Genomic DNA, 11,393 nt, shown 5'->3' on the forward strand with positions numbered 1-11,393 from the left:
ACCACTCCTCCCGGCCTGGCTCAACGAGCCAGACCCCTTGGAGGGGGTCAACTTTCAAGCGTCGCTACTGGTCCACTTTTCAGCCGTCGCCGACAAGCCAGTTCGTCCCGCGTCACAGCTCGACCGGGCCCAAGGGCTCTGCAGTACCCCTCAGGCCCCGGGGCGCCCACAGGCATAAACCAGCCGCTTGACTCCGTCCCTACCATGGGTAAGGCGATCAAGCAGGTCGCTGCCGAATCTGTCAGGCGCTTCGACGGTAGAGGACACGCAGCGGTCGCTCATGGATGCACTCCATGACGCCGGGAAGCATGAGCAGCGCGCGACAAACCAGCGAGGGTCTGCCCTGCGCGGGCCTTGTGCCGTCGCCGAACGCGGCACTCACCAGGGCTTGGCCGGCACCGTACCAGCTCAGCCCCGAGACGCCCTCGCGCACCAGGAAGCCCACAGCAGGGGGCATGCCACCGATCCGCCGAGAGACATTGCGTCGCGCAGCCGCCGAGCCACCGTCGCGATGAAGACGAACCCGATGGCGCTCTACAGCAGAGTCGGTTCCCCGTAGTTGGGAGCCACAACGAACACGGAGACCGGCCGCGGAAGTCCGAATACGAATCCGAGGACGAACCGTACGGACCTCAGGACACCGCGCACCGGGGAGGTGACCGAGGTCAAAGACTCGACCCCGCAGATGAGAGCGGGCAGAAGTGCCGCGAGGCCGCAGACCCTGAAAGAGGGTTCCTCGTAGCCGAAGCTCTCCCAGGTGGCAGCACCATTGCTCCACGCTCTCCACGCGACCTGGGAGAACAACACCATCAGCAGGCTGGACACCAGGGCCACTCTCCCAGGGCAGGTTCGTCCAATTCTGCCCCTTTCACCGTACGACCTTCGACCGAACTGATTGTCCGGCTGGACGTAGAGGGAATCGATCCGGACCAGCTACCGGCCGATCAGGCACAGACCGAGTGTGCAGACCAAGACCGCGAGACCGCAGCTTCCCGTGCCAACCAGGAACCCTCTCGCCGCAAAACGCAGTCCTCCGGCGCGCCAGGTCGGACATGGCCGGTCCCCCGCGAGGTCACGCCTCCGGGACACACCGACTGCGGTCGGCTCATGGTGGTGACGTTCGACAATTGCGCATGGCCCTGTTCACCAGTGTCGGTTCTGGCTCGCTTTCCGAAAGTGAGCCAGAACTCGTTCTCGTGGACAGGACCAGGCGTAGGCCACCGCCGCCCTGACAACTACGGGCGGCCGTGGGGTCGAGGGGGTCAGGCGGCGAGGAAGTCGGCGATCTGCTTGGTGAAGGCCTTGGCGTACTGGAAGAGGAAGGCGTGGCCGGCGCCGGTGTAGAGCACGAGGGTGGCGTTGTCGAGATGCTGAACCGCGACGTAGGAGTTGTGGGCGGGGATCATCACATCGTTGAGGCCGTTGGCGTAGAGGACGGGATGCTTGATGGCCTCAAGTTCCGCCACCACCTCGTCAAAAGGGGCCGCCAGGAGAGTGGCCGCCGCGGTGAGCATGCCCTGAGCCGCCGTCTCGGAGACCGCGGGGCCACCGCTGGCGAGCCGGGTCGAGACGTGGTCGAAGTGCTCGCGCCCGGAGGAGCGGGCCGCCTGCGTCTCGGGGTAGAACAGGTACAGCATGTCCTCCAGGTCGGCATCGGGCTTGGCCATGATGCCCAGGACCTTCTCACTGAAGGGAGGAGCGTCCGGCACCCAGCCGGCCGGGCCGCTGCCCGCCACGACGAGCCTGCGTACCAGCTCGGGGCGCCGCACCGCCACACGCTGGGCCACGATGCCTCCCAGGGACCAGCCGAGCAGGTCGGCCTGCACGAGACCGAGCGCCTCGATGAACTCGATGGCTCCCTGGGCGAACCCTTCGAGGGAGTCGCGCGGCTCACCGTCGGTGTAGCCCACACCGACGTTGTCGAACACGATCACGTCACGGTCGGCGGCCAGGTAGTCCAGGAACTCCGGGTCCCACCAGTCGATGGTGCCACGAAAGCGGTTCAGCAGGACCAGCGGTACGCCGCCCTGCGGGCCCATCCGCCGATAGGTGAACCGTGCGGAGGGACCGTCGACAGTGAGGTCCTCGGCCTTGTCTGCCAGATACGTACTCATCATGTCCTTCTCCTGTTGACGGGTGTGCGGGACACCTCAGGGGTTGGCTGGCGCGGCACAACGAAGATGGTCCTGGGGTCCGCGAGGCGGAGTGCCGGGTGGGCCGAGCGGACGTTGCCGATCAGGTAGTGGACCGGCACGGGTGGATCAATCACCTGCTCGACCACGCTGCTGACGTACACGTCACCGGTTGAATCAAGATCACTTGAGGCGGATCAGGCACCGTGACGGTGACGCCCCCGCTTCCGACTCGTACCGACCACCCCGGAAGCCGCCTCGACAAGCGCGAGGCGGGCACCTTCGGAGCGAGCATTTGAATTATGATCGTAATATTATCAAGGAAGAGCGCGTGGACGCAAGCGGGATCCGAGGTCGGCCAAGCGCCACAAGACACCGCCGACACCCCGAACCGGCAAGCCCTGCAGGCCTGAAGAGCCGTCCAGCGTGGCGCCCCGCCGGCATCCGCAGGCACCCTAGATCATTGAATTACGTTCGCAATACAATATGACGAGAGAGTCCGCCCGGAGCAAGCGACCTCTCCAACGAGCGAAGGAGCGCACGGTGCGGTACGGGAAAGAGCACAAGCAGGCAACCAGGCAGCGGATCATCGAGGCGGCCGGACGCCGGTTCAAGCGGGACGGCATCGACGGCTCGGGCATCTCGGCCCTCATGAAGGACGCAGGGCTGACCAATGGCGCCTTCTACACCCACTTCACCTCGAAGGACGACCTCGTGGCCACCGCGGTCGCCGACCAGTTGCGGGCACAGAACGCAAGCGTCGTCGCGCACGCGGCACCAGGTCGCGCAGGACTTGAGCAGATCGTGCGGTGGTATCTGTCCGCCCAGCATCGCGACAGCGCCGACGACGGCTGCCCCTCCGCCGCCCTGCTCGACGAGATCCGCCGCTGCGCAGACTCGACCAAACAGGCCTACACCGAAGGCGTTTTGATGGTCGTCGACGGCATGGCCGCACGCCTGGCACTCGACGATCCACTCTCAGTCCGCACCAGGGCACTCAGCGTCTACGCCATGATGGCCGGGACGCTACAACTCTCCCGAGCCCTCGCCGACAAACGGCTCGCCGACGAACTGCTCGAACAGGGCATCCACAACGCCTTCGCTCTGCTGGGCATCGAGCGAGAGCAAGCCGGGACCTTGGCCTGACGCGCCCGACGAACACGCATGCCCGCCCGGCGGGTCGCCCACCCGCGCCTGGGTGGCACACCACGGCAACCCCAGCACCGAAGGACCCGCTTGCGATCCCTCACCTCCACGCATAGCATTACGATCATAATCTCTAATGGGCTCCGCCTCTCACCCGTCGCACGAGCCGGCGGCGGCCTCCACGACTCGCGACATGACACCGGAAGGTCCAACCGACCGGGGCCAAGGTCGCGCACCACACCCTGCACACCACCCCGTCCGCTTGCGGACGAGATACGGAGACGACGATGAGGGCCTTCACCGTAGAGCGCTACGGCGACAAGGCCGGCGTGCGTGTCGGCGAGGTGCGGGACCCGGACGTGGGCACGGATGACGTGCTGGTCCGGATCCAGGCCGCGAGCGTCAACCCGCTCGACCGCATGATCCGGGACGGAAAGATGAAGGCGATCCTGCCGTACCGGGTCCCCTTCGTCCTGGGCAACGACCTGGCCGGAGTAGTGGTCGAAGTAGGCTCGGCCGTCACACGGTTCGCCGTGGGCGACGAGGTCTTCGCGCGGCCCGACAAGGACCGGATCGGCACGTTCGCCGAGCTCATCGCGGTGCACCAGGACGACCTGGCGATCAAGCCTGTCACGCTGACCATGGAAGAGGCTGCGTCGCTTCCCTTGGTCGCCCTGACCGCGTGGCAGGTGCTGGTCGAGCGGGCGCGTGTTCAGCCAGGTCAGAAAGTCCTCGTCCACGCCGGCGCCGGTGGCCTGGGCACCGTCGCCATCCAGCTGGCGAAGCAACTGGGTGCGCACGTGGCGACCACGACGAGCACGGCCAACGTCGGTCTGGTGAAGCGCCTGGGAGCGGACGTTGTCATCGACTACAAGAAGCAGACGTTCGAGACCATGCTGGCCGATTACGACGTCGTCCTCGACTCGCTCGGCGGCGAGACACTCAAGAAGTCCCTGGACGTGCTCCGGCCCGGCGGTCAAGTCATCAGCGTCGCGGGCCCTCCCGATGCCGACACGGGCAGGGAACTGGGAGCGAATCCGATCATCCGACTGGTGATGTCCGCGTTGAGTTTCCGGATTCGCAGACTCGCCCGGCGCCGCAATGTGTCGTACTCGTTCCTGTTCATGAGGGCCAGCGGGGACCAGCTCCGCGAGCTCACCCCACTCATCGAGGCCGGCAAGATCCGGCCCGTCGTCGACACCGTGTTCCCGTTCGAGTCGGTTCGGGAAGCGCTTGAGTACGCCGGAACGGGGCGCGCGAAGGCCGGCAAGGTCGTCGTCAAGATGTGAGGGAACAGCCCTGCCGGCCGGCGGGCCGGACGAGCCTTCCTGAAACGTCTCAAGGAGCGGACGCATGACCGCGACAAGGAGATCTCACTGCCTGCGGTCCGCGCCCAGTTGAAGGCCGTCAAACGATGGGGTCGCCAGGCACCGTCAGATCTGTCGAAGATCCTTCAGCCGGTCCTCCTGGCAAACGGTGACAACGACCGGATGGTGCCCAGCCCGAACACGGTCGACCTGGCCGCGCGCCTGCCCCGGAGCGAACTCGTCCCCCTCTACCCGGACGCCGGGCACGGGGGAGTCTTCCAGTACCACGATGAATTCACGGCAACAGCACTTGAGTTTCTCGGATCCTGAACCTGACAGGCGTTCGTGAGGCAGAGTCTTCACGCCCTGCGAAATGACCCGCCGACCAGCATCACCATGGCCTCCGGGTGCGGGATGCAGCACGCCTGGGCCTCTTTCGACCCTTCAGCGGCGGTCCACTCGCCCATCGCCGCCAGTCGGTCCTGGCCGCAGCACCAGGACGCCGCCAGCCTGCAGGAATTCATCGCGCTTTGGGGTAAGGCGTCATTGCGGCCGGCTTTTGCGGCCGCCCGCAAACGCCCCGCCAGTCGCCGCACCACTCCGGCAAGCAACCACACTGCCCTCGAAGCAGAAGTGTGCCTTCGCGCCGCAGTCCTGGAGGCGATACGTGACCTCTCGGCCGGCGAGCAGGACGTTCCGTGGACCGTGAGCGTCGCCGCGACCCGGTTCGCCTCGGTGTCGACCTTTGCGTACGACAGCCTGTGCCGCCCTGCACCACGGCATCGCGATCCGGCAGCTCGCGTGCGGTGTTGTTCCGGCAGGACGGCCAGGTCGACCGTGGTCGTCTCCCGAGTCGGTCCGAGATGGGTCGGTGGTCACCCGCGCAGTGCGGAGGCGAAGATCCTGGGCAGCGCGGACCAGCGGGGCGAGGCAGAGAACCGAGTGAGCAGACGTCCTGTGGTGACGGCGGTGCGGTTGGTGACGAACCACGGAGGCTTGGGGGACATCGAGAGCTCCCCGTGGAGGACCGATCGGGGGGCAGGACGGAAGGGGCCCCGTACGACGGTGCGTTCCGGCCCGTCCAGGAGTACGGCGTTGTGCACGACGCCGATCCCGCTCTGTACGTCATCGAGGGTGTGGCCGGGGAAGGCACCCCAGCTGGCCGTCGCGGTCAGGTAGCCGACGCCCGTCCACGCGTTCAACGCGACCGTTCCGTAGCGCAGTTCGGCAATCGCCTCGTCGAGAGCCGGGCCCAGTGCGGAGATGGTGCGGGGGTGCGCGATGAGGTTCACACCGAGCGTTCCGGCGAACTTCTCGTTCGCTGTGCAGACTGCCTCGTCCAGGAACTCTCCGGCGTTTCCCGGCAGTTCGAGAACGGCCAGGACGGGGGCGAAGTACTCGGTGGTCAGTGCCGGTCCCGGCTCCCCCGGGTCGAGGCCTTCGATCAACACCCTCCCTGCGATACGCTCCGCGCTCGGGTACGACGCGAGGGCCTGCGCGACCCGAGCATCGCTTCCCGGGTAGTAGGCGGGACGCGCCGGCGCTTTGGCCAGCGCGGTTCGCAGATGCGCCAGGAACCGGTCCTTCTGCGTCCAGTCGGAGCTGACGACGACCACCTGGGCCGCCACGCAGTTGTAGCCGCCGTTGTGCAGCCTGTGGGTGGCGACGTGCTCGGCCTGGAAGCGCAGATCGGCCTCGGACCAGTCACCCGGTATCACGATCGTCGGCGAAACGCCGCCCAGTTCGCTGGTGACCGGCTTCTGGAGCACTGGCGTGCCCGCCTTCTTGCGGGCGGCACCCTCGGGACCCGTGCCGAAGACGATCGCGTCATGGGTCAGGGCGCTGCCGGTCATGTGGACATGGCTGACGCCCGGGTGGTGCACGAGGTAGTTGCCGACTTCGGCGCCGCCGGTCACGATGCGGACCGCGCCGACGTCGATCAGCGGGGCGAGCACCCGGTTGAAGACGTCGAGGAGCCCGTCGGTGACCGGGTTGAGCTTCAGGACCACGACCCGGTTGTGCGCGTACAGCTCGTACAGCACGTCCAGGACCGGAATCGAGGTGACGTTCCCCGCGCCGAGGACCACGCCGACGCCAGCGGTGTCGGCCGGCTGTCGCAGGGCAAGGCCCGCCCGGCTCCGTACCGTCTGCGCGGTGACGCCGGGCGGCATCCATACCTCGGCACTGAAGCCGCTCAGCAGGAGCCTGTCCCAGACGCTGTGCGGCAGGACACGGACCGCGACGCGCCCACCGGGGGCCGGGACGGTGGAGAAGGCGTCCACGGGGCTGCCGCCCTCCTCCAGGGCACGTACGCTCGCCGCGAGCGCGGCCGTACCGGTCAGCACCGGGTACGGGCCGGAGACCCACTCCTCGCCGATCAGCGGGCTGCCCTCCGGCAGCTGCTTGTACGCGACGGCCGCGCGTACCCAGGCTTCCGCTTGCTGGGCAGTGGCGGCGTGCACCCGCTCCAGCAGTTCCCTTCGCTTCGCCAGACCGCACGCGGCCCAAGCGGCCTCGCCTCGGGCCAGCTCGGCGACCGCCCGGTCGACCTCTGCCACCTCACCGGCGGCCGGTCCGGTTGTCGGCGTCATGGTCATCGGGTGACTCCCTTGAATCCCGTGATGAGGTCGGCCGCCTTCTCCGCGGCCATGATGACGGGGGCATTGGTGTTCCCCCTCGGCACCGTCGGGAACACCGAGGCGTCGACGACCCGCAGGCCGGCCACGTCCAGCACCCGCAGTTCGGGGTCGACCACCGAGCCGATGGCACAGGTGGACGTCGGGTGGTACTCCGTCTGCCCGGTCCGCCTCACCCAGTCGAGGATGTCCGCCTCGGAGTCGGAATCCGGCACCTCGTACGGTCCGGTGACGAGGTCGGCCACCGCCGGCTGCGCCGCGATCCGCAGGGCGATCCTGATCCCGCTGACCAGGGCGTCCCGGTCCTCGGCCGTCGTGAGGTAGTTGTGCACGATTCGGGGTGCGGCGTCGGGGCGCGGGGATCGCAGCGTCACCTGCCCCCGGCTGGTGGGGGCGAGCAGACAGGGACCGAACGAGAGGCCGTGTTCGGTGGCGGGGCCGAGCCCTTCCTGGTGGAACAACGTCGGCGCCGCGTTGAACTGCAGGTCGGGGGCGCCGAGGTCGTCCCGGCTGCGGAAGAAGCCGCCGGTCTCGCCGATGTTGGAGGTCAGCGGCCCGCGCCCCTCGCTCTGCAGCAGGGCGGCGTACTCCGGGCTCGCCGCGGTGATCAGGGACTCCACGTCGGTACGGAAGTTCAGCAGCACCATGTAGTGGTCCTGCAGCCCCTGGCCCACGGGCAGGTCGCGCACCACGTCGATACCGAAGGCCGCCAGCGCGGCGGCGGGCCCGATCCCGGACAGCATCAGGAGCTTGGGTGACTCGTACGCGCCCGCGGACAGGATCACTTCACGCTCGGCACGGACCACCTCGACCACACCGCCCCGGTCCACCTCCACGCCCGTCGCCCGGCCGTCCTCGATCACCACGCGTCGGGCCCGGGTGGAGGACAGTACGGTGAGGTTCGGCCGTTCCAGGGCGGGATGCAGGTAGGCGACGGCCGTGCTGCAGCGCAGGCCGCCGCGCTGGGTCAGCTGGTAGCGCCCGACGCCGAACTGCGTCTCGCCGTTGAAGTCCTCGTTGTGCTTGTATCCGGCCTGCTCGGCGGCGTGGACGAACGCCGTGGCGAGCGGATGGTCGGACCGGCTGTCGCTGACCGTCAGCGGCCCGCCCTCTCCATGGAAGTCGTCCTCGCCCCGCTCATTGTCCTCGGACCGCCGGAAGTACGGCAGCACATCGGCGTACGACCAGCCCGTGGCCCCGCCCGCTGCCCAGTCGTCGTAGTCGGCAGGGTTGCCGCGCATGTAGATCATGGCGTTGATCGAGCTGGAGCCGCCGAAGACCTTGCCCCGGGGCAGGTAGGTCCGCCGGCCGAGGAGCCCCGGCTCCGGCTCGGAGTCGAGGTCCCAATCGAGTTCGCTCTTGAACAGTTGGGGGAAAGCGGCCGGGATGTGGATCTCCTGGGCCGTGTCGGGCCCTCCCGCCTCGATCAGGGCCACCCTCGTATCAGGGTCCTCCGACAGCCTCGCCGCGAGCACACAGCCCGCCGACCCCGCGCCGACGACGACATAGTCGTAGGTGTTCATACGATCTCCCTTGACCGATGGGTGCGCGGACTGTGCGAACGCCACATTCGCATTGCCGCGATGGAACACACTGACCTGGATGCTCGCCCTGCCCGTGCCCTACGGGCCATGGGCAGGGGCCGGAAATATCAACGTATGAATTGGGCCTGTGCACAAACGCGCCCGGCGCCTACCATCGGCCGCATGACGACGTTGCTCGCCGACGAGTGCATGGCCGAGTTGCTCGACCGTCTGCTGGACTCGGTGGACCCGCTGACCGAGGAGCTGACCGCCGAGATCGTCGACGGCGAGCACTCGTACGCCGAGAGCACTCAGCTCAGCCACGAGCAGTTGCGCACTGCCGTCCACGACAATCTCCGCACGCTGCTCACCGCCTTGCGCGGGGGCGCGCCCACGGATCTGGACGCCCCGCGGGCGGCAGGCCGGCTCAAGGCGGGACAGGGCATTCCGCTCGCGGCCCTGCTCCATGCCTACCGTATGGCCGGACGGTTCATCTGGGACCGGCTGCTGGCGATGGCCCTCGACGACGACAGCGCCACCCAACTGCTGCACAGAGCGTCGGACATCTGGGCGGTGATCGACGAGTGCTCCAGCGCCGCGGCGGAGGCCTACCGCGCCACCATCGAGGAGCAGGCGCGCCGCGACGCGGCAGCGCGCAGCATCATGCTCACGACGCTGCTCGACGGCACCGCCGAGAACAACTCCAGCGCCTGGGAGATCGTGCGAGTCCTTCGCCTCGACCGCAACGGGCCCTTCCAGGTGGTGTACGCCGAGATCAACGACGGCTCGGAACCACTGCCCTCGGCCGAGGGACGGCTCCGTGCGCTCGGCATCGGTTCCGAATGGACCCACCAGGCCGGCGCCCTGCTGGGCCTGCTCGCCGTGCCGAACGGGCACCCAGCCGCGACGACGCGGGATCTGCTGGGCGCCATCGCGCTCTCCCGGGTGGGCATCAGTCGGCCCTTCACCTCCCCCATGGACGCCTCGAACGCCCGGCGAGAGGCCCAACTGGCGGCCCAGTGCCTGCCCCCCGGCACCCATGACACTCACGTGTACGGAAGTTCACCGATCGCGCTGCTCGCAGCCGCGTCTCCCGACGCCGCCTCGGAGGTGGCCCATACGGTCCTCGGACCGCTGCTCGCCCAGCCGGACGCGGAGCAGTCCGTCCTGCTCGACACGTTGGACACCTGGTTCACCACCGGCGGCTCGACGACCAGAGCCGCCGAGCTTCTGCACTGCCACCGCAACACCGTCCTGTACCGACTCAACAGGATCACCGAGCTGACCGGCCGCCGAACCACTGACGCGGCCTCCTCGGCGGAGCTCTACATCGCTCTGCGGGCCGTGCGACTGGGCAGCGTCACGCGCTGACCAACTGTCGACATCGCCGCCAGTGCAGCCTGAACGGCCCGAGCTCAGTCGTGTGCGGATGACGAGCCCGTGTTCTCGTCCCACGTGATCGTCCCGGCCACAACGGCACGCGCCCGCAACCTGGAGAGCCTCTCGCCCAGATACGCAACGGAACCCGTTCTGCCCCACCCCTGTCTGCGCTCACGACCGCCTCAACCACGGTCACCGTGGCTGCAGGATCTTTCGCTCCGGACCATCTCGGAGAGTTGACCGGGGTGGTGCCGTTCGAGCTTGTCGAGGCGATGCCGGCAGAGACTTGCAGTGCCGAACGCCGCCTGCGGATCCTGCCCTCGCGATTCGGCGTCTGCTTCTGCTTGGCCATGTGGCTGTTCCCCGAGATCGGAGACCGGCTGGTGTGGGAAAAGATGACCACTGCTCTTGCCGAAATGACGCTGATCTCACCGCCCGCGAAAGCCCTACGTGACCAACGCCACAGGCCGCGCAGCGCCCCTCAAGGTGCTGTTCGAAGCGCTGGCCGACCCGTTGGCCCAGCCGACCGCTCCGGGAGTGAGTGCGGTTCAAACTACGGCAGCGACGAGGCGACCGGCTCCCACAGCTCAATCGGGAACCAGCCGCCGCGACATATCAGCGCCCACGACCACCCAGGACGCCGCTACGGGCCATACACCGCATGAGACATCCTCACAGTCGTACGGCAAGGACTTCGTTGCGCCTTCCGTCGAACGGATCTCGCCATCACCGGGCCTCTGGCCGGTCAGATCTTCAGCTTCTCCCGGACCCACGCGCCGATCTGCGCGATAGCCGCATCCGCCTCCGGAACACGCCCGGCACCATAGATGTACGAATGCTGACCCCCCTCCACCACCACCGTCGCCGTATCGACACCGGCATCCCTGACACGCGCAGCGAACTCCTCGTCCTCCCCCGCCAGGACCTCGTACGTCCCCCACGACACAAGAGTCGGCGGCAGACCACCAAGATCCGCCCGGTTCAGACTGATCCTCGGATCCGAGAACCCGATACCCGTACCACCCACCCAGGACTCCCGGAAGAACTCCAGCAGCCCCTTGCTGAGGATCTTGTCCGTCCCGGCATTGGTCTCCATCGTCTCGTTGGCGATCTCGAGATCACACCAGGGAGAGATCGACACCACAGCCCCAGGCAGCGGCCGCTTCTTGTCGCGGAGACGAAGCGCCAGAGCGACGGCGAGGAACCCGCCGATCGAGTGGCCGATCGGGACGATGTTCCCCGGCGCATACCCTTCGGAGAGCAGCCAGT

General features: G+C 67.8%; 9 protein-coding genes. 4 read left to right on the plus strand and 5 right to left on the minus strand.

Annotation, left to right across the window (positions count from 1 at the left end; genetic code table 11):
• Positions 1-241 precede the first annotated feature (241 nt).
• Positions 242-457 (minus strand): hypothetical protein, encoded by a 216-nt coding sequence (locus tag ACFWPQ_RS51345; RefSeq protein ID WP_384052017.1) that lies wholly within the window; start codon positions 455-457, stop codon positions 242-244.
• Between the two features lie 805 nt (positions 458-1,262).
• The gene (locus tag ACFWPQ_RS51350; RefSeq protein WP_384052019.1) at positions 1,263-2,117 is read right to left on the minus strand and encodes an alpha/beta fold hydrolase; all 855 of its coding nucleotides are present in this window, start codon (positions 2,115-2,117) and stop codon (positions 1,263-1,265) included.
• A gap of 558 nt (positions 2,118-2,675) precedes the next feature.
• On the opposite strand from ACFWPQ_RS51350, the gene ACFWPQ_RS51355 reads away from it, so the two are divergent.
• Both ACFWPQ_RS51355 and ACFWPQ_RS51360 read left to right on the plus strand, forming a co-directional pair.
• Positions 2,676-3,278 (plus strand): TetR family transcriptional regulator, encoded by a 603-nt coding sequence (locus ACFWPQ_RS51355; RefSeq protein ID WP_384052021.1) that lies wholly within the window; start codon positions 2,676-2,678, stop codon positions 3,276-3,278.
• Between the two features lie 287 nt (positions 3,279-3,565).
• Positions 3,566-4,567 carry an NADP-dependent oxidoreductase gene (locus tag ACFWPQ_RS51360; protein ID WP_384052023.1) on the plus strand — a complete coding sequence of 334 codons (1,002 nt, stop codon included), beginning with the start codon at positions 3,566-3,568 and terminating at the stop codon, positions 4,565-4,567.
• An 893-nt stretch (positions 4,568-5,460) separates the two neighbouring features.
• On the opposite strand, the gene ACFWPQ_RS51365 is transcribed toward ACFWPQ_RS51360, so the two are convergent.
• Entirely contained in the window at positions 5,461-7,182 is a 1,722-nt protein-coding gene (locus ACFWPQ_RS51365; protein WP_384052025.1) for an aldehyde dehydrogenase family protein, read from the minus strand.
• On the minus strand, positions 7,179-8,744 hold the full coding sequence (locus ACFWPQ_RS51370; RefSeq protein WP_383720143.1) for a GMC family oxidoreductase: 1,566 nt from the start codon (positions 8,742-8,744) through the stop codon (positions 7,179-7,181). The genes ACFWPQ_RS51365 and ACFWPQ_RS51370 overlap by 4 nt, the downstream gene beginning before the upstream one ends.
• Before the next feature lie 183 nt (positions 8,745-8,927).
• Between ACFWPQ_RS51370 and ACFWPQ_RS51375 the strand changes: the two genes are divergently transcribed.
• Both ACFWPQ_RS51375 and ACFWPQ_RS51380 read left to right on the plus strand, forming a co-directional pair.
• Positions 8,928-10,115: a PucR family transcriptional regulator gene (locus ACFWPQ_RS51375; protein WP_383720146.1), complete on the plus strand. Its 1,188-nt coding sequence runs from the start codon at positions 8,928-8,930 to the stop codon at positions 10,113-10,115.
• Between the two features lie 206 nt (positions 10,116-10,321).
• On the plus strand, positions 10,322-10,789 hold the full coding sequence (locus ACFWPQ_RS51380; RefSeq protein WP_384052027.1) for a transposase domain-containing protein: 468 nt from the start codon (positions 10,322-10,324) through the stop codon (positions 10,787-10,789).
• An 80-nt stretch (positions 10,790-10,869) separates the two neighbouring features.
• Here the strand turns inward: ACFWPQ_RS51380 and ACFWPQ_RS51385 are convergent.
• Positions 10,870-11,393 (minus strand): alpha/beta hydrolase fold domain-containing protein (locus tag ACFWPQ_RS51385; RefSeq protein WP_384052029.1); only part of this gene is annotated, 524 nt, incomplete at its 5' end.

The sequence above is a fragment of the Streptomyces sp. NPDC058464 genome (genome assembly GCF_042721035.1).
In the GTDB taxonomy this organism is placed as follows: Bacteria; Actinomycetota; Actinomycetes; order Streptomycetales; family Streptomycetaceae; genus Streptomyces.

Bases quoted from the DNA above. Each gene is read 5' to 3' on its own strand.
- ACFWPQ_RS51350 (WP_384052019.1), bottom strand. From the start codon at position 2,117: ATGATGAGTACGTATCTGGCAGACAAGGCCGAGGACCTCACTGTCGAC.
- ACFWPQ_RS51365 (WP_384052025.1), bottom strand. From the start codon at position 7,182: ATGACCATGACGCCGACAACCGGACCGGCCGCCGGTGAGGTGGCAGAG.
- ACFWPQ_RS51375 (WP_383720146.1), top strand. From the start codon at position 8,928: ATGACGACGTTGCTCGCCGACGAGTGCATGGCCGAGTTGCTCGACCGT.
- ACFWPQ_RS51345 (WP_384052017.1), bottom strand. From the start codon at position 457: ATGCCCCCTGCTGTGGGCTTCCTGGTGCGCGAGGGCGTCTCGGGGCTG.
- ACFWPQ_RS51360 (WP_384052023.1), top strand. From the start codon at position 3,566: ATGAGGGCCTTCACCGTAGAGCGCTACGGCGACAAGGCCGGCGTGCGT.
- ACFWPQ_RS51370 (WP_383720143.1), bottom strand. From the start codon at position 8,744: ATGAACACCTACGACTATGTCGTCGTCGGCGCGGGGTCGGCGGGCTGT.